Genomic DNA, 18,521 nt, shown 5'->3' on the forward strand with positions numbered 1-18,521 from the left:
TGGACGTGCGTGCAAACGATGTTAGCGCTGTCGGAGCGCCCAAGGGCGGCTACACCCTGGCCCTGTCGGTGCTGGCCTCGGTGTTCTTCATGTGGGGTTTCTGCACCGTCCTGAACGACATCCTGGCCCCACATCTGAAGGCCGTGTTCGAGCTCAACTACACACAGTCGGCGCTGGTCCAGTTCACCTTCTTCGCCGCCTACTTCATCATGTCGCTTCCAGCGGCCAAGGTGATCGAGACCATCGGCTACAAGGCTTCGATCATGGTCGGGCTGGCGGTGATGGCGCTCGGCGCCCTGTTGTTCGTCCCTGCCGCCGCCCTGCCCTCCTTCCCGGTGTTCCTGACCGCCCAGTTCGTACTGGCCACCGGCGTCACCCTGCTGCAGGTCGCCGCCAACCCCTACGTGGCGGTGATCGGATCGCCCGAGACCGCCTCGGCCCGATTGAACCTGGTGCAGGCGCTCAATTCGCTAGGCGACACCGTGGCCCCGATCTTCGGCGGCCTGCTGATCCTGGCCCACAGCACCAGCGGCGCGAGCCGCACCGCCGTCGTGCTCACCGCCCACCAGAAGCTGACCGACGCCGCGGCGGTGAAGGGTCCCTACGTGATCATCGCCCTGGTGCTGCTGGCGCTGGCCGGGCTGATCTTCATCACCCACCTGCCCAAGCTGCAGGCCCAGACCGACGAGACCCGCTCGGCGGGAACCAGCATCTGGCGGCACAAGCGGCTGATGCTCGGCGTGGTCGGCATCTTCGTCTATGTCGGCGCCGAGGTGGCGGTTGGCACCTATCTGATCAACTACATCTCCTCGCCGGGTGTAGGGGACATGTCGCCAGCCTCGGCGGCCAAGTACGTCACCTATTATTGGATGGGACTGATGGTCGGCCGCTTCGTCGGCGCCTTCCTGATGCGCCACATCCGGCCGGCGACGCTGCTGGCCGTTGTGGGGGCCGGCGCGATGGTGATGATCGGCGCCTCGATGCTGACCACCGGCATGACCGCGATGTGGACCATCATCCTGGTCGGACTGTGCAACTCCATCATGTTCCCGACCATCTTCACCCTGTCGATCGAGGGCCTGGGACCGCTGACCGAGAAGGGATCGGGGCTGCTGGTCATGGCCATCTGCGGCGGCGGCATACTGCCGGAGATCCAGGGCGCCTTGGCCGACCATATCGGCCTGAAGCTCGCCTTCATCGCGCCGGCGCTCTGCTATCTCTTCATCCTCTACTTCGCCCTGTATGTGCGTAAGCGCCCCATCGCCCACGCGCCGTCCACTCTGGCCGCCCCCCAGGCGGCCTGAGCGGGCCAAGGCGATGCAGACCCTTGTGGGCCGAAAGGGTTCACCCCTGCGCGCCGAGGCCCTAAGCTTCTTCGTGATGGGGGCCGACACGCTTTGAAATCGCCGAAAAAGACGATGAACATCTCCGCGTCGGTGGCGCAGGATCTGGGGATAGCCATCGTCGCCGGCCGGATCGCGCGCGAAGACCCCTTCCCCACCGAGGTCGAGCTCTGCCGCCACTACGGCGCCAGCCGCACCGTGCTGCGCGAAGCGATCAAGATGCTGACCGCCAAGGGGCTGCTGGTGGTGCGGCCCCGGCTGGGTGCGCGCATCCGGCCCGAGCGGGAATGGAATCTGCTCGACCCCGACGTGCTGCAATGGCTGCTGGAGCGCAACTTCTCCTACGGCCTGCTGGTCGAGTTCACCGAGATCCGCCTGACGGTCGAGCCCGGTGCGGCGGCGCTAGCCGCCCGCTCCACCGATCCCACCGAACGCAAGCAGATCCAGGACGCCATCGAGGGCATGTTCGCCGCCGAACGCGGCGAGGCCGATCCGCTGGAGACCGACATCGCCTTCCACGTCGCCATCCTCAACGCCTCCGGCAACCGCTTCTACATCCAGCTGCGCGACATGATCGAGGCGGCGCTGCGCTTCAGCATCCGCCGCACCCACGACTTCAAAGGGCTGATGACCACGGCCCTGGATCACAAGCGCATCGCCGACGCGGTGCTGGCCGGCGACGGCGAAGCAGCGGCCGAGGCCATGCGCGCCCTGATCCTGGAGGCCCTGCACCTGATCCGCCTGGCGGAAGCTCGGGAACAGGCCGGCGTCTCGGCCGACGCGCGGTAAGGCCAAGGCTTGTGTTGCATATCCACGTACGAGATGTGTCTATTCCGAAGATGGGCCGGCTCTCGCGTCGACAGCGCACCTGCGTCTGAGAACGGTGGCCCGTGCATGAACCTGGGGACCATTCGCCCTTGAAGATCAGTCTGTTCATCACCTGTTTCAACGACGCCCTGTTCCCGCAGACGGGCCAGGCGGTGGTGAACGTGCTGGAGCGGCTCGGCTGCGAGGTGGAGTTCCGCGAGGCCCAGACCTGCTGCGGCCAGATGCATCACAATTCCGGCTACCAGAAGGAGGCGATCGACCTGGTCCGCCGATTTGTCGAGGTGTTCGAGGGCGCCGAGGCCATCGTCGTCCCATCCACCTCCTGCACCGCCATGATCCGCAGCCAGTATCCGCGCCTGGCCAAGGCCGCGGGCGGCGAAGCCCTAGCCGCGCGGGTGGAGGCGATCGCGCCGCGGGTGTTCGAGTTCTCCGAATTCCTGATCGACCGGCTGGGGCTGGAGGACGTCGGCGCCTACTATCCCCACAAGGTGGTCTACCACTCGTCCTGCAACTCGCTGCGCGCGCTGAAGCTGGGCGACCGGGCGCTTCGGCTGCTTCGCAACGTCAAGGGGCTGGAGCTGGTGGAGTTGGCGCGGGCCGAGGAATGCTGCGGCTTCGGCGGGACCTTCGCGGTCAAGAACGCGGAGACCTCCACCGCCATGCTGACCGACAAAATGCGCCATGTGCTCGATAGCGGAGCGGAGATCTGCACCGCCGGCGACAACTCCTGTCTGATGCACATCGGCGGTGGGCTGTCGCGCCAGCAGACCGGGGTGCGCACCGTGCACTTGGCCGAGATCCTGGCCTCCACCGATCAGGCGGCGTCATGACCGCGCTCGATTTCACCGCCCGCGCGCGCACCTCGCTGCGCGACTCCCAGCTGCGCCGCAACATCGCCAAGGCCACCTCGACCATCCGAGCCAAGACCGCGCGGGTAGCGGGCGAGCTGCCGGACTGGGAGGCGCTGCGCGACGCCGGCCAGGCGATCAAGCGCCAGACCATGGCCGAGCTGGACCGCCATCTGGTCGCCCTGGAAGCCAGCGTCACCGCCGCTGGCGGCGTGGTGCACTGGGCGCGCGACGCGGCCGAGGCCCGCACCATCATCGTCGGCCTCGCCAGGCAATATCAGGCCGGCAGCGTCATCAAGATCAAGTCGATGACCACCGACGAGGTGGAGCTGAACCCCGCCCTGTCCGCCGCCGGGATCACGCCCTACGAGACCGACCTGGCTGACATGATCGTGCAGATGGCCAAGGAAAAGCCGTCCCACCTGCTGGTCCCGGCCATCCACAAGAACCGCGCGGAGATACGCGACCTGTTCCTGCGCGAGCTGGACCCCGCCGCCATCCCCGGCGGCCGGCTCGACGCCGATCCCTCCAGCCTGGCCAAGGCCGCCCGCGCCCACCTGCGCGCCAAGTTTCTCTCGACCAAGGTCGCCATCTCCGGGGCCAACTTCGCCATTGCCGAGACCGGCTCGGTGGTGATCGTGGAAAGCGAGGGCAACGGGCGGATGTGCCTGACCCTGCCCGACGTGCTGATCTCGATCATGGGGGTCGAAAAGGTGCTGCCGAAATGGGAGCACCTGGAGGTGTTCCTGCAACTGCTGCCCCGCTCCGCCACCGGCGAACGGATGAACCCCTACACCTCGGTGTGGACGGGGAATCGCGCCGCCGAAGCGCGGGCCGGCGACGGGCCGCAGGTGTTCCACCTGGTGCTGCTGGACAATGGCCGCTCGAAGATATTGGCTGACGAGGTGACGCGCGACACCTTGAACTGCATCCGCTGCTCGCGCTGCCTGAACGTCTGCCCGGTCTATGAGCGCGCCGGCGGCCACGCCTACGACAGCATGTACCAGGGGCCGATCGGGGCCATCGTCACGCCTCAACTTCGGGGGTTCGAGGAGGCCGGTTCGCTGCCCTTCGCCTCCACCCTCTGCGGGGCTTGCCAGGAAGCCTGCCCCGTCCGCATCCCCATCCCCAACATCTTGACCCACCTGCGGGCCAAGGTGGTGGCGGAGAAGCGCCAGGGCCTGGGCGCGCTGAACGGCGAAAACCTGGCCATGCAGGCGGCCAAGGCGATGTTCGACCACCCTACCCTGCTGGCCATGGCGCTGGCCGCCGGACGGATCGGCCAGGCGCCGCTGGTTCGCGACGGGCGCGTCACCCACCTGCCTCCGCCCCTGTCCGGCTGGAGCCTCTCGCGCGACTTCCCGGCCCTGCCGCCGGAGAGCTTCCGCGACTGGTGGGCCAAGCGGGAGCCTCGCTCATGAACGCGCGTGACGCCATCCTGGCCAACATCCGCTCGGCCCTGGCCGGCTCGACCCCACCCGTTCTCCCGCCGTTCGCCTATCGCCGCGCCGGCGAGATGACGGGCGAGGAGCTGCGCGCACGGTTCCTCGACCGACTGGCCGACTACAACGTCCATATCGTCCGTCTACGGAATGAAGCGGAAATCCCCGCCGCCCTAGCCGATCGCCTGGCCGCCAACGGCGCAACCCGCTACGTCGCCCCCGCCGACCTGCCTTCGGCCTGGCGGCCTGCGGGGGTCGAGGCGCTGGAGGAGGTCGACGGCGCACCGCTCTCTCACGCCCAGCTGGAAGCCACGCCCAGCGTCGTGACCGGTTGCGCGCTCGCCGTCGCCGAAACCGGCACGGTGGTGCTGGACGCCGGCTCGCATCAAGGCCGGCGCGCCCTGACCCTGCTGCCCGACCACCACGTCTGCGTCGTGTTCGAACACCAGTTGGTGGAGACCATCCCCGAAGCCTTGCAGAACCTGATCGGCGCCGTCCGCGACGGTCGTCCGCTGACCTTCTTCTCCGGCCCCTCGGCCACCGCCGACATCGAGTTCGACCGGGTGGTCGGCGTACATGGGCCGAGGCGGCTCGACGTGCTGTTCGTCCAGGGCGACTGACGCCCACCCTTTCGGCGCCGCATCGCTAGCTCGATCATATTTCCCGCTAGTTACATCCGCCTCAAACCGCTGTTGTATGGGGCTGCAACATCCAGCGCAGCCGATGCGCGTTCCGGGGGGCTAACCTTTGCGCCGTCGTTCCTTCCTCGCCGCCCTGCCCGTCGCCGCAGCCGCGGGCGCAGCCTCCCAGGTCTCAGCTCAGAACCGCCCCCCGCCCATCGCCAACGAAGGCGAAGAAGCGCTGCCCAAGTTCCAGCCGCCAGGTGCTGAAAAGTTCGTCCGCCCCGACGTACACGCGGGCGACCGGCCGTCCGGCGCCAGCTTCGCTAGCCGTTCAGCCGCCTTTGGGCTGTCGGGCGCGGCCGGCACGGCCCAGCCGCTGGCCACCATGGCCGCTATCGAGACCCTGAAGAAGGGCGGCTCGGCCGTCGACGCCGCCATCGCCGCCAACGCCTGCCTGGGCTTCCTGGAGCCGACCAGCTCGGGCCTGGGCGGCGACTGCTTCGCCTTCGTCTGGGACCCCAAGCTGAACAAGCTGGTCAGCATGGCCGGCTCGGGCAAGTCGCCGCGCGGCCTGAGCCTGGAGACGGCGCGCGCACGGGCCAAGAACGGCGCGCCGCCGCCCTATGGCGCGCCCGCCGTCTCCACCCCCGGCGCGCTCGACGGCTGGTGGACCCTGCACCAGCGCTACGGCAAGCTGAAATGGGCTGAGCTGTTCGAACCGGCGATCCATCTTTGCGAGCACGGCGCGCCGGTGCCCCAGATCATCGGCTATTACATCAAGCGCAACATGGCCAACTTCCTCAAGCCGGGCTCCGGCGTGGAAGAGACCGCCAACGCCCAGCACACCTACATGCCGAACGGAAAGGCGCCGAGTGAAGGCGACGTGTTCCGCAATCCCGACCTGGCGCGCACCTACCGCATGATCGCCGAAGGGGGCCGCGACGCCTTCTACGCCGGCCCGATCGCCCGCACGATCGACGCCTACTTCAAGCGGATCGGCGGCTGGCTGTCCTACGAGGACCTGCGCGACCACCATTCCGAATGGCTGGAGCCGCTGGTCACCGGCTATCGCGGCGTGGACGTCTACGCCATGGCCGCCAACACGCAGGGCCTCGCCACCCTGCAGATGCTCAACATCATCGAGCACTTCGACCTGAAGGGCATGGGCTTCCAGTCGCCCCAGTCGATCCACATCCAGGCCGAGGCCAAGCGCCTCGCCTACGAGGACCGCGCCCGCTACTACGCCGATCCGCACTTCTCCAAGGTGCCGGTGGAGTGGCTGAAGTCCAAGGAATACGCCGCCGAGCGCGCCAAGCTGATCCGGCTCGACCGCATCCTGACCCCCGCCTATCCCGGCCAGGCGCCCAGCCACGGCGACACCACCTACTTCACCACCTCCGACGCCGACGGGATGATGGTGTCGATGATCCAGTCCAACTTCCGCGGCATGGGCTCGGGCCTGGTCGCCGACGGTCTGGGCTTCATGTTCCAGGACCGCGGCGAGCTGTTCTCGCTGCAGGACGGCCACCCCAACATCTATGCACCCGGCAAGCGGCCGTTCCAGACCATCATCCCGGGCTTCGCCTCCAAGGATGGCGTGCCGTGGATGGGCTTCGGGGTCATGGGCGGGGATATGCAGCCCCAGGGCCAGTCGCAGATCATCATCAACCGGGTCGACTACGGTCTCGACATCCAGGCGGCCGGCGACAGCCCTCGCTGGCACCACGAGGGGTCGTCCCAATCGATGGGCGAGGACCCGCCGAACCTCGGCCCCAAGGGCATCCTGCGGCTGGAGTCCGGTGTGCCGAAGGCCACCCGCGAGGCCCTGATCGCCATGGGCTGGCCGATGGCCGAGAGCGATGGCGGCTTCGGTCGTTACGAGTGCATCGAGCACCGCATGAACGGCGCGGACCGTGTCTACAGCGCGGCTTCCGAGATGCGTGCGGACGGGTGTGCGCTCGCCTACTGACAGCCCGCCGAGCGCCCCACGGTCGAGGTTGACCAAGACCCAGACTCTCCGCCTAAACGGCGGCCGAATGGGCGGGGGCGACGTGGATCAAGCAGCGGAGTTTCTGACAGCGTATTTAGAGCGTTACCGGGAGATGTTCCCGGTGCGCCTGCTGTCGGTGGCGGCCATCGGTGTCGCGACCGCGGTGCTGTTGTCGCCGGTGTGGGGCGGGTTGTTCGTCGCGATCCAGTTCGCCGCCTACCTCGTCTTCATCCGGGTCGTCGCCGAGGCCGGGAAAGCCGTCGACGACCCCTCCGCGCTGGGCCGGCTGCGGGGATGGACCGAGGTCCTGACCATCGTGTTGACCGGACATGTGGCGGCCTTCGTCTACATCGTCTGGCAGGTCCACCCGCGCCTGCTGCTGGAATGCCTGCTGCTGATCGTCGGCAACATGGTGCTGGGCGGACTGCAGGTGCACATGAGGTGGCGGGGCTTCCTGCTGGCCACAGTGCCGCCATCGATCGTGCTGGTGCCGATGATGGTCAGCCTCTCGCACGGCGACCCCGGCGTGGTCGTGTGCACCCTGGTGTTCGAAGTCGCGGTGATCGCCGCCGCCTGGCGTCAGCAAGAGTCCGACCTCTGGTCGGCGCTCGCGCGCTCCGAACGCGCCGGAGCGGCCGAACAGCTTCGCCACGCGCTGGAAGCGGCGGAGCAGGCCCGCATCCGTTCCGACGAGGCCAACCGCGCCAAGTCCAAGTTCCTGGCCATGATCAGCCATGAGGTGCGCACGCCGCTAAACGTAGTGCTCGGCATGGCCTCAGTGCTGAAGCCCCAGGTCGTGGACGCACGCCAGAGCGAACTGGTCCAGGAGATCGAGGCGGCCGGCGGTATGCTGCTGCGCCTGCTGAACGGCGCCCTGGACCTGTCCAAGATCGAGTCCGGCGAAGCGGTTCTGATATCTGCGCCGGTCGACCTGCGCGAATGCCTGAACGCCATCGCCCGCGTCTGGAAGCTGCGGGTGCAGGAGCTGGGACTGACCCTGACCGTCGCGTTCGATGGGACGCCCGAGCATTTCCGCCTGCTGACCGACGGCGCTAAGATCGAGCAGACCGTTATCAACTTCCTGTCCAACGCCTTGAAGCTCACCCCCAAGGGCGAGATCGAGATCCACGCCAGCGCCAAGCCGGATGCGAACGGCGTCGTCGTGCGGATCGAGGTCCACGACGAAGGGCCCGGCGTGCCCGAGGCTTATCGCCAGAAGGTGTTCGAACCGTTCGAGCAGCTCGAGGAGGGCCGGGCCGCGGGCGGTGCGGGGCTGGGCCTCGCCATCTGCCGCGCGAACGTCCAAAGTCTCGCCGGCCAGCTGGGTGTCGAGAACAAATCCCCTCACGGCGCGATTTTCTGGTTCGAGTTCCCGGCCGAGCCGACCCTCATGGAGGAAGCCCCCACGCCCACGCCTCCGACATCGCCCGGCGAGCCGGTCCTGGACCGGCCCGTGCGCGTGCTGGCCGCCGAGGATCATCCGGCCAACCGCATGCTGCTGTCGCTGTTGCTGGAGCAGTTAGGCGCCGACGCGACCCTTGCGGAGAACGGCCAAGCGGCGGTGAACGCCCATGCCGAGGGTCGCTACGACATGATCCTGATGGACGCCCTGATGCCGGTGCTGGACGGCGTCGGCGCTCTGGCCGCAATCCGCGCCGTCGAAGCGGGGACCGGCCGGCGGACGCCGATCTACATGCTCACCGCCAACGTGTTCGAGGACGATGTGGCCCGTTACCTGGCCGCCGGTGCGGACGGCGTGCTGCGCAAGCCCATCGAGCTGCCCGCGTTGAGCGCCGCCCTTACCAAGGTGGCGGAAGCTGTCGCAGCGGGGACGCCCGCATAGCGTTCGCCCGCCTCAGGCCGCCTTGGTCGGGTCGACCGAGGAGACGTGGGTGACGGCGATCACCCAGCGCCCATCGACCTTGCGCATCAGCCGCGTGTTGACCCCGAGCTGAGGATCGATCGCCTTCTTCAGGTGGAAATGGCTGACGAGCTGGGCGGCGTCCGGGGCCAGGAACTCGACGGTCATATCGTAGAAGTGCAGGTCGCCCCGCGTCCCCGGCTTGCCGTAGTCGCGGATGTAGTGGTCCAGCGTGCCCTGCCAGCCTGTCTGGATCTTGCCCTTGGAGACGAAGACCACCCCGGGGTTCAGGAAACCGGCCATGTAGCCGCGGAAGTCGCTGTGGTTCCAGGCGGTCTCCATGTCGGCGATCACCTTGCGAATGGCCCGCTCCTCGGCCGCCGGGTCGGCCGGACCGGATGGCGAGCACACCGGTCCAGGCGCCGCGCGTGCGCCGCCCGCCAGGCCGGCGACGCCGAACGCGCCGGCGAGCAGGGTCAGGGCGCCGCCTCGTTCCCGCCGCTGCCGAGCGACGCCGGCTTCCTCGGTGGCCGCGAGGCCCTCGCGGCTCTCCTTGGCGTTCATCTGCGTCCCCTCTCTCAAAGCTGCCGGGCGCGGGCGATGGCGGCGTCCACCGCGGACTGTAGCAGCGGCGTGAAGCCATGCTCGCCTTCCAGGATCGCCAAGCCGGCCGCCGTCGTCCCGCCCTTGCTGGTGACTGCGTGCTTGAGGGCTGTGACCTGGTCCAGCGTCTCCGCCATCGCGCCCGCGCCGATCAGGGTCTGCACCGCGAACCGCTTGGCCAGTTCCCCGTCCAGGCCCGTCCGTTCGCCCACGGCGGCCAAGGCCTCGGTGAAGGCGAAATAGAAGGCGAGCGCGCTGCCCGAGATCGCGGTGACCACGTTCAATTCGTCCTCGGTCTCCACCCAGGCGCCGCCGCCCGCGGGCGCGAACAGGGCGTCGGTCTTGGTCCGGTCGGAAACGTTGCGCGCCGAGCCGGCGTCAGCCGTGGAGCATAGCGCGGTCAGGCCTTCGCCCTTGGCCACCGCCAGGTTGGGCAGGCAGCGGATTACCGTGCTCGCCTCCGGCAGCGCCTCGCGCAGGAAGGCGCAACTGACACCCGCCGCCATCGAGATCACCGCCCGGCCCGCGCACAGCGGCGCGAGGTCTCCGACAATCTCGCGCAGGATCTGTGGCTTCACACCGATCATCACCGCATCGCAGTCCGCGACCTGCGGCGCCGTGGCGTCGGTGACGATCACCGCCGGCGTACCCGCCAGGCGCGCCGCCATCCGCTCGCGATCCCGGGCGATCACCACCATCCGGGGCGCGCCTTCGTCCCGCGCGAACCCCCGCACCAGGGCCGAGCCCATGGACCCGCACCCGTAGAAGGCGACACCGCGAAACTGCTCGACTGACGACACGAACGACTGCTCCTTCACAATGGGCGCACCTGCGTCCCAATCTCAGCTATTGCCGGCTCCAGCCGGCCAGATAGTATAACTTCTACCAAGCGCACGGCCGACGTCGGCAGGGAAATGATCAGATGACCAAGTTTTTTGCCGGTGTCGGCTGCCTGGCCGCCATCCTGGCGAGCGTATCGGCCGTCCACGCCCAGCCGTCCTCCGCCGACGCAAAATTCAAGAGCATCTACAGCACCGAATGGTCCTGGCGGCAGGCCCAGCGCGGCGAGACCGACGAAGACCATCACGGGATCGATCCCCACCTGCCCAAGGTCGACCTCGCCACGCAGCAGGCGCGCCTCGCCTACTGGACCAAGGTCATGCGCCAGCTCGACACCGTCCACGAAGGCGATCTCTCGCCCAAGGAGAAGGTGAATTACGAGGTCTACAAGGCCCAGATCCAAGTCAACATCAACAACCAGACGTTCAAGGAATACGAAAAACCCCTGAACGCCGATACCGCCTTCTGGTCCAACATTGTCGGCGAGGCCCGTCGGCCATTCAAGTCGGCCCAGGAATACCGCAACTTCATCTCGCTGATGAACGACATCCCGCGCTACTTCCACGAGGAAGAGACCAATATGCGCGCGGGTCTGAAGCGCGGCTTCACCCCGCCCAAGGTGACGCTGCAGGGCCGAGACTCCTCGATCAAGTCGGTGGCCGAGGCCAAGTCCCCCGAGGACGTGATCTTCTTCCGCCCCTTCACCAAATTCCCCGACAGCATCCCCGCCGCCGAGCGTGAACAACTCAAGGCCCAGGCGCTGCAGGCGATCCGCCAATCGGTGGTCCCGGCCTACACCGAGCTGCTGCATTTCTTCGACGACGAGTACGAGCCCCACGCCCACGTCCCACTCGCCGCCGACACCCTGCCGGACGGCAAGGCCTACTACCAATCCAAGATCCTGGAGTTCACCACCACCGAACTGACGCCCGAGCAGATCCACCAGATCGGCCTGGACGAAGTGGCCAAGATCCACGCCGAGATGCTGGCGACGATGAAGCAGACCGGGTTCAAAGGCAGCTTCCCCGAGTTCCTGCAGTTCCTGCGCACCGACCCGCAGTTCTACGCCAAGACGCCCGACGAGCTGCTGAAGGACGCCGCCTGGATCGCCAAGGAATTCGACGAGGTGTCGGGCAAGTACTTCGGCTACCTGCCCCGCCAGCGGTTCGGCATCGTGCCGGTGCCGGCCGACCAGGCGCCCTTCTACACCTCAGGACGAGGCGGACCGGGGACCTATCTGGTCAACACCTACGACCTGCCCTCGCGCGGCCTGTACGCCCTGCCGGCCCTGACCCTGCACGAGTCCGCCCCCGGCCACGCCTTCCAGATGCCGATCGCCTCGGAACACAAGGACCTGCCCAAGTTCCGCGAGGTCTACATCTCCGCCTACGGCGAAGGCTGGGCGCTCTATTGCGAGCGGCTGGGGACCGAGATGGGCATCTACCACACGCCCTACGACAGCTTCGGCATGCTGAGCTACCAGGCCTGGCGCGCCGCGCGCCTGGTGGTGGACACCGGCATCCACACGCAGGGCTGGACCCGCAAGCAGGCCCAGGACTACCTGCGCGACAACACCGCCCTGTCGAGCCACGAGATCGAGACCGAGGTGGACCGCTACATCGCCTGGCCGGGCCAGGCCCTGTCCTACTATCTGGGCGAGATGGCGATCTTGAAGGCCCGGCATAAGGCGGAGGCCGCGCTTGGGCCGAAGTTCAACCTGCGCGCCTTCCACGACTCGGTGCTCGAACTGGGCTCGGTCCCCCTGCCGGTGCTCGAATCCCACATCGACGCCTTCATCGCCCATGGCGGAACAGGCCCATATCCGGATATGGAGCGGTAAGAAGATTGGGAGTGATAGCGTGACCATCACCGGCGAAATCATCATCGGCTCCGCGCTCGTCCGTGGGGCCGAGACCTATCAGGCCATCGACCCCTCCACCGGCCAGGCGCTCGACCCGCCGTTCTCGGCCGCCGGCGCCGCCGAGGTGGACCGCGCCTGCGCGCTGGCCTGGGCCGCCTTCCCCGCCTACCGCGAACTCGACCGCGAGGCGCGCGCCAAGTTCCTGGAGACCATCGCCGACAACATCATGGCGCTGGGCGACGAGCTGATCGTGCGCGCCATGGCCGAATCCGGCCTGCCGCGCGGACGGCTGGAAGGCGAGCGTGGCCGCACCATCGGCCAGCTCCGCCTCTTCGCCACTGTCGTGCGCCAGGGCGACTGGCTGGGCGTGCGGATCGATCCGGCCATGCCCGAGCGCAAGCCGCTGCCCCGCTCCGACATCCGCCTGCGCAAGATCCCGCTGGGTCCGGTCGCGGTGTTCGGCGCCAGCAACTTCCCGCTGGCCTTCTCGGTGGCGGGCGGCGACACGGCCTCGGCGCTGGCCGCCGGTTGCCCGGTGGTGGTCAAGGGCCACCCCGCCCATCCCGGCACGGGCGAACTGGTCGGGCGCGCGATCCAGAAGGCGGTCAAGGACTGCGGCCTGCCGGAAGGCGTGTTCAGCCTGGTCGGCGGCCCGTCGCACGAGCTGAGCGGCGCGCTGGTGCGCGATGCGCGGATCAAGGCGGTGGGCTTCACCGGTTCGCGCGGCGCGGGCCTGGCGCTGGCTGGCATCGTGGCCTCGCGCCCCGAGCCGATCCCGATCTATGCCGAGATGAGCAGCGTCAATCCGGTCTTCCTGCTGCCCGAGGCGTTGAAGGCGCGGGCCGAGGCGCTCGGCCAGAGCTTCGTCGGCTCCCTGACCATGGGCGCCGGCCAGTTCTGCACCAATCCCGGCCTGATCTTCGCCGTCGACGGGCCAGACCTCGACCGGTTCATGGACGCCGCCAGCCAAGCCCTGGCCGCCAGCCTGCCGTCGGTCATGCTGACCCCCGGCATCCACAAGGCCTATGAGCAGGGCGTGGACAAGCTGGCCGGCCACGGCGGCGTGCGCGAGCGCGTGCGCGCCCAGACCTGCACCGGGGCCAACCAGGGCCGCGGCGTGCTGTTCGAGACCGACCTGGCGACCTTCCAGGCCGACCCGGCGCTGGCGCACGAGGTGTTCGGCTCCTCGTCGCTGGTGGTGCGCTGCCCCGACGCAGCGAGCCTCCCGACCGTGATCGCGCCGTTGGAGGGCCAACTCACCGCGACCCTGCACATGGATGCGGGCGACCAGCCCCTGGCCGCGCGCCTGATCCCGGAACTTGAGCTGCGGGCCGGACGCATCCTGGCCAACGGCTGGCCGACCGGGGTCGAGGTCAGCCACGCCATGGTCCACGGTGGTCCCTTCCCGGCGACGTCGGACAGCCGCTCGACCTCGGTCGGGACCCTGGCCATCGAGCGCTTCCTGCGCCCGGTCTCCTACCAGGACATCCCCCAGGCCCTGCTGCCCGACTACATGCGCGATGGCGAACAGACCGTGCGGCGGTTGGTGGATGGGGCCTGGGTGTAAGGGCGCCAACCTAGCCCACCCGGAAAGCGCCTGGTCTCACCCCCATCCCGACCTTCCCCCGTCGAAGGGGGAAGGAGAACAGAGCGCTTCCCCCTCTCCCTCGAGGGGAGAGGGTCGGGGTGAGGGTGAACGCGCCGCCCATTCCGAAATGCCTTTAGAGGCGCCGGACGCATATGCCGTGCGGCTTAGTCGGCCTCACCCAACGCCACGCTTTTGCCCACGCGGCCGGCGCCGTATCACCGGGGGGTGAGCCCCCGAATCGCCAAACTGGCCGGCAAGCCCGGCGTCAGGATCGCAGAGCCGCCCAGCCTGGCGCTCGAGATCCTGCATCCGCCCCCCGTCTGTGGCGTGGACGAGGCCGGTCGGGGGCCCTGGGCCGGTCCCGTCTCGGCCGCCGCGGTGATCCTCGACCCCGCCCGCACGCCCCCCGGCATCAACGACTCCAAGAAGCTCACCGCCAAGGCCCGAGAGCGGCTGGCGATCGAGATCAAGGCCTCCGCCATCGCCTGGTGCGTGGCCTACGCCTCGGTCGAGGAGATCGCCGAGCTCAACATCCTGCACGCCACCGGCCTGGCCATGCGCCGCGCGGTGGAGGGCCTACAGGTCGCCGCCGCCTTCGCCCTGGTCGACGGCAACTATGCGTTCAAGCTGCCCTGTCCCGTGCGCACGGTGATCGGCGGCGACGGCGTATCGCTCTCCATCGGCGCCGCCTCGATCCTGGCCAAGACCGCCCGCGACGCGGTGATGGCCGAGATGGACGATCTGTACCCCGGCTACGGCTTCGCCTCCCACAAGGGCTACAACGCCCCCATCCACACCCATGCCCTGCGAACGCTTGGCCCCTGCCCGATCCACCGCCGCAGCTGGGCGCCGATTAGGCTGTTGCTCGAAGGCGCGGACGAGCCGACATGACCGTGGACGCGGATCACGCCAGACGGCCGACCGCGAGCGGCCTGCCGATCCGCAACCCACTGCCGGCCAGCGCGCGCGGACTGCTGGCCCAGGTCCGTTCGCTGGTCCGCTCCAGCGAGATCCTGCTGGTGCTGTTCTCCGGACTAGTCGGGTCGATGGCCGGCGTCTTCGTCACCCTGATGAGCGACATGTCCCAAGCGGCGCATGTCCTGCTCTTCCATATCGCGCTGGACGAACGGTTGAGCGCCACCGCCCGCGTCCATCTCCCCACCGCCCTACTGGCCCCGGTCGGCGGCGGCCTGCTGCTCGGCGCGACCGAGATGTGGCGGCGCTGGCGCGGCGGGCGCACGCCGGTCGATCCGGTGGAGGCCAACGCCCTGCGCGGCGGACGCATGTCGTTTCGCGACAGCATCCTGGTCAGCCTGCAGACGGTGATCTCCAACGGCTGCGGCGCCTCGGTAGGACTGGAGGCGGGCTACACCCAGATCGGCGCGGGCCTGGCCTCGCGCATCGGCATCATTCTGAACCTGCGCCGCAGCGACCTGCGCATCATCGTCGGCGCAGGCGCGGCCGGGGCCATCGCCGCCGCCTTCGCCGCCCCCTTGACCGGCGCCTTCTACGCCTTCGAGCTGATCGTCGGCGTCTACTCGGTGGCCAATGTCGCCTCGGTGATGGCGGCGGCCCTGGCGGCGGTGCTGACCACCCAGGCCCTTTCCGGCGCGCCCTACTCCCTGCACGCCCCGCCCATCGCGCCCCTGCACAACATCCACTACCTCGCCATCGTGTTGCTGGGCCTGATCGCCAGCGGCATCGGCGTGCTGGTCATGCGGATGGTGGCCTATGTCGAGCGCGCGTTCGAGTGGACCCGCGCACCGCAGGCCCTGCGTCCGGCCATGGGCGGACTGATCATCGGCGCCCTGGCCCTGATCACGCCCCAGGTGCTGGGCGCCGGTCACGGAGCGATGAAGCTCGACTGGCCGCTGAATCTGTCGATGCAGACTCTGGCCCTGCTGATCGTGCTGAAGCTCAGCGCCTCGATGATCTCGTTGGGCTCGGGTTTCCGGGGCGGGCTGTTCTTCGCCTCGCTGTTCGTAGGCTCCCTGCTCGGCAAGCTCTACGGCACCGCGCTGCAGCACCTGATGCCGCACTTCGGGCTGGACATCACCGCCTGCACCCTGGCCGGCATGGGCACCATGGCGGTGGCCATCGTCGGCGGCCCGCTGACCATGTCCTTCCTGGTGCTGGAGACCACCGGCGACTTCACCCTGACCGGCGCCGTGCTCGCCGCCTGCGTGGCCACCAGCCTGTCGGTGCGCGAGACCTTCGGCTACTCCTTCTCGACTTGGCGGCTTCACCTGCGCGGCGAGACCATCCGCAGCGCCGCCGACGTCGGCTGGGTGCGCTCGCTGACCGTAGGCCGGCTGATGCGCAAGGACGTCGCCACCATCCCCGACAACGCCAGTATCGCCGAGTTCCGCCGCCGCTATCCGTTGGGGTCGCGCAACTTCGTCATCGTGCTGGACAGCCAGGACCACTATGCCGGCCTGCTCGCCACCGCCGAGGCCTTCGCCGCCGAACTGGACGACAAGCTGGCCCGGCCCATCTCGGACCTGGCCAAGCTCAAGGATACGGCCCTGCTGCCCGAGATGAACGTCAAGCAGGCCATGGACACCTTCGGCTTGGCCGAGGCCGAGACGCTGGCGGTCGTCGATGGCGCGGAGAGCAAGCAGGTGGTCGGCCTGCTCAAGGAGGCCTACGCCACCCGCCGCTACGCCGAGGCGCTGAACAACGCCAACCGCGACGTGGTCGGCGCGCTTTAACCTTTGCTTAGCCAAGTTTGGTGAATCGCCCTTAACCAACCGGGCCCCAGATTCTCCCTTGTGCTTCTGCGACGACCTCGGCTCTGCCCAAGGCGTAGCGGTCGCGTCACGTCTGGTATGCGGAGAACGTTATGGTCGAGGCGGCGGAAACGATCCTGCAGGGCGATTGCCTGGAGATCCTGGCGGGCCTACCCGACAAGTCGGTGGACCTGGTGTTCGCCGATCCCCCGTACAATCTACAGCTCGGCGGCGACCTGCACCGGCCCGACAATTCCAAGGTCGACGCGGTGGACGACGCCTGGGACCAGTTCGACAGCTTCGAGGCCTACGACACCTTCACCCGCGCCTGGCTGAAAGAATGCCGGCGGGTGCTGAAGGACGAAGGCGCGCTCTGGGTGATCGGCAGCTATCACAACATCTTCCGCGTCGGCGCGACCCTGCAGGACCTGGGCTTCTGGCTGCTGAACGATGTGGTCTGGCGCAAGACCAACCCGATGCCGAACTTCAAGGGCACCCGCCTGACCAACGCGCACGAGACCCTGATCTGGGCTGCAAAATCGCAGGGCCAACGCCGCTACACCTTCAACTACGACGCGCTCAAGGTGTTCAACGACGACGTGCAGATGCGCTCGGACTGGACCCTGCCGATCTGCACCGGTGAAGAGCGGCTGAAGGGCGTAGACGGCCTCAAGGCCCACCCGACCCAGAAGCCCGAGGCCCTGCTGCACCGGGTGCTGCTCGCCTCGACCCGCCCCGGCGACCTGGTGCTCGATCCCTTCTTCGGCTCCGGCACCACCGGGGCGGCGGCCAAGCGGCTGGGGCGCCGCTTCATCGGCATCGAACGCGAACAGGCCTATATCGAGGTGGCCAAGGCCCGCATCGCCGACGTCATCCCCACGCCCCCCGAACAGCTTGCCGTCACCACCAGCAAGCGGTCCGAGCCCCGCATCCCCTTCGGCATGATCCTGGAAGCGGGCCTGCTGCACGCCGGCGACGAGCTCTACTGTCCCAAGGGCAAGCGGTCGGCTCGCGTTCGGGCCGACGGCAGCCTGATTTCGGGCGAGATGTCCGGCTCGATCCACAAGCTGGGCGCCCTGGTGGACGAAGCCACCGCCTGCAACGGCTGGACCTTCTGGCACATGAAGACCGACCGGGGCTTGGCCCCGATCGACGTCCTGCGCGTACGGGTAAGGGCCGGCCTAGCCTGACGATCTACCTGTCGGGCGTCATTCAAATCGATTCTTCGGTCACTCAAAACGACTCACACTGAGGAAACCCTTTGAAAAGAGGACTTATCGGCGACAGAGGGATTTTCTAATCGCCATTCCATACGTCTGAAATTGCACCCAGCGCAGGCCAAACCTTTAGCTGCAAGAACGACGAGCGCAACTAATGCGTCGTTCCATTTTGCATGGATAACATGACGCCACTGCATTGAGGGTCTGTCAGCCGTCAGCTTACCTGCAGGACATGTCAGGACTGCAGCGACCAACTGCCAGTTAGCAGGTGAGTAACCGACCGTCTAAACATCATCCAAATATTCCCGCGCGGGATGGCTCGAGCGGGTTTTTGTTGGGGATTTCATGTTTCGGGATTGCCCGAAGGGAAATTAGTTTATCGGGCAGCTGGAATCCTTATTGCGCACTCCCGAGCGGGATGATCCCTTTCCGTTACATCAGCGCAGGAGCGTACCGTGGCCCCCATGGAATTTGGCGAAGCCATACGTAATGAACGCATCGTGTAGAAGCTGACACAGATTCAATTAGCCGTGAAATCGGGAGTGGGAGTGAGATTTATTTCAGAATTAGAGCGAGGAAAGGAAGGCATTCAGCTGGGAAAAGCCTTAACGGTGCTCGCCATCCCTAAATTAGAGATTATTTTTTATAAATACTAAATTGTTCCGATCAAATTAATAATACCTCTGCTACGCTTCGTTGCACCTTAGACTAGGAAAATCGGCTATCAGGTCTCGACGTTACGCAG

General features: G+C 67.5%; 15 protein-coding genes. 13 read left to right on the forward strand and 2 right to left on the reverse strand.

The window, feature by feature from the left end; genetic code table 11:
• The first annotated feature begins 5 nt into the window (after positions 1–5).
• The 7 genes from GSQ87_RS08800 (at position 6) to GSQ87_RS08830 (ending at position 8,917) form a co-directional block, all read left to right on the forward strand.
• Positions 6–1,304, forward strand: a complete 1,299-nt coding sequence (locus GSQ87_RS08800; RefSeq protein WP_216839146.1) for a sugar MFS transporter — start codon at positions 6–8, stop codon at positions 1,302–1,304.
• A gap of 114 nt (positions 1,305–1,418) precedes the next feature.
• Positions 1,419–2,132, forward strand: coding sequence for a FadR/GntR family transcriptional regulator (locus tag GSQ87_RS08805; RefSeq protein ID WP_158915112.1), 714 nt, complete (start codon positions 1,419–1,421; stop codon positions 2,130–2,132).
• Positions 2,133–2,260: 128 nt separating this feature from the next.
• On the forward strand, positions 2,261–3,001 hold the full coding sequence (locus GSQ87_RS08810; protein ID WP_158915113.1) for a (Fe-S)-binding protein: 741 nt from the start codon (positions 2,261–2,263) through the stop codon (positions 2,999–3,001).
• Positions 2,998–4,440 carry a lactate utilization protein B gene (locus GSQ87_RS08815; protein WP_158915114.1) on the forward strand — a complete coding sequence of 481 codons (1,443 nt, stop codon included), beginning with the start codon at positions 2,998–3,000 and terminating at the stop codon, positions 4,438–4,440. The genes GSQ87_RS08810 and GSQ87_RS08815 overlap by 4 nt, the downstream gene beginning before the upstream one ends.
• On the forward strand, positions 4,437–5,081 hold the full coding sequence (locus GSQ87_RS08820) for a lactate utilization protein C (protein ID WP_158915115.1): 645 nt from the start codon (positions 4,437–4,439) through the stop codon (positions 5,079–5,081). Before GSQ87_RS08815 ends, GSQ87_RS08820 begins: the two co-directional genes overlap by 4 nt.
• Before the next feature lie 127 nt (positions 5,082–5,208).
• Complete coding sequence (locus GSQ87_RS08825; protein WP_158915116.1) at positions 5,209–7,053, forward strand: gamma-glutamyltransferase family protein; 1,845 nt, start codon at positions 5,209–5,211, stop codon at positions 7,051–7,053.
• A gap of 133 nt (positions 7,054–7,186) precedes the next feature.
• Positions 7,187–8,917, forward strand: coding sequence for an ATP-binding protein (locus GSQ87_RS08830; RefSeq protein ID WP_158915117.1), 1,731 nt, complete (start codon positions 7,187–7,189; stop codon positions 8,915–8,917).
• A 12-nt stretch (positions 8,918–8,929) separates the two neighbouring features.
• Here GSQ87_RS08830 and GSQ87_RS22450 read toward each other — a convergent pair whose 3' ends face one another.
• Entirely contained in the window at positions 8,930–9,499 is a 570-nt protein-coding gene (locus GSQ87_RS22450) for an SgcJ/EcaC family oxidoreductase (protein ID WP_216839151.1), read from the reverse strand.
• 14 nt (positions 9,500–9,513) lie between these two features.
• Positions 9,514–10,338 (reverse strand): pyrroline-5-carboxylate reductase, encoded by an 825-nt coding sequence (gene proC / locus GSQ87_RS08840; protein WP_158915118.1) that lies wholly within the window; start codon positions 10,336–10,338, stop codon positions 9,514–9,516.
• Between the two features lie 122 nt (positions 10,339–10,460).
• Between proC and GSQ87_RS08845 the strand changes: the two genes are divergently transcribed.
• The 6 genes from GSQ87_RS08845 to GSQ87_RS23085 all read left to right on the forward strand — a co-directional run bounded on the left by GSQ87_RS08845 (position 10,461) and on the right by GSQ87_RS23085 (position 18,432).
• Positions 10,461–12,218, forward strand: coding sequence for a DUF885 family protein (locus GSQ87_RS08845; RefSeq protein ID WP_158915119.1), 1,758 nt, complete (start codon positions 10,461–10,463; stop codon positions 12,216–12,218).
• A 19-nt stretch (positions 12,219–12,237) separates the two neighbouring features.
• A complete protein-coding gene (locus GSQ87_RS08850; protein WP_254062832.1) occupies positions 12,238–13,806 on the forward strand; it encodes an aldehyde dehydrogenase (NADP(+)) in 1,569 nt (522 codons plus the stop codon).
• A gap of 291 nt (positions 13,807–14,097) precedes the next feature.
• On the forward strand, positions 14,098–14,718 hold the full coding sequence (locus GSQ87_RS08855) for a ribonuclease HII (protein WP_254063127.1): 621 nt from the start codon (positions 14,098–14,100) through the stop codon (positions 14,716–14,718).
• On the forward strand, positions 14,715–16,538 hold the full coding sequence (locus GSQ87_RS08860) for a chloride channel protein (protein WP_158915121.1): 1,824 nt from the start codon (positions 14,715–14,717) through the stop codon (positions 16,536–16,538). The genes GSQ87_RS08855 and GSQ87_RS08860 overlap by 4 nt, the downstream gene beginning before the upstream one ends.
• Positions 16,539–16,669: 131 nt before the next feature.
• Positions 16,670–17,746: a site-specific DNA-methyltransferase gene (locus tag GSQ87_RS08865; RefSeq protein WP_158915122.1), complete on the forward strand. Its 1,077-nt coding sequence runs from the start codon at positions 16,670–16,672 to the stop codon at positions 17,744–17,746.
• Between the two features lie 548 nt (positions 17,747–18,294).
• The gene (locus GSQ87_RS23085; protein ID WP_371416691.1) at positions 18,295–18,432 is read left to right on the forward strand and encodes a hypothetical protein; all 138 of its coding nucleotides are present in this window, start codon (positions 18,295–18,297) and stop codon (positions 18,430–18,432) included.
• Positions 18,433–18,521: the final 89 nt, after the last annotated feature.

Source organism: Caulobacter sp. S45, from assembly GCF_009765965.1.
Taxonomy (GTDB): domain Bacteria; phylum Pseudomonadota; class Alphaproteobacteria; order Caulobacterales; family Caulobacteraceae; genus CAHJWH01.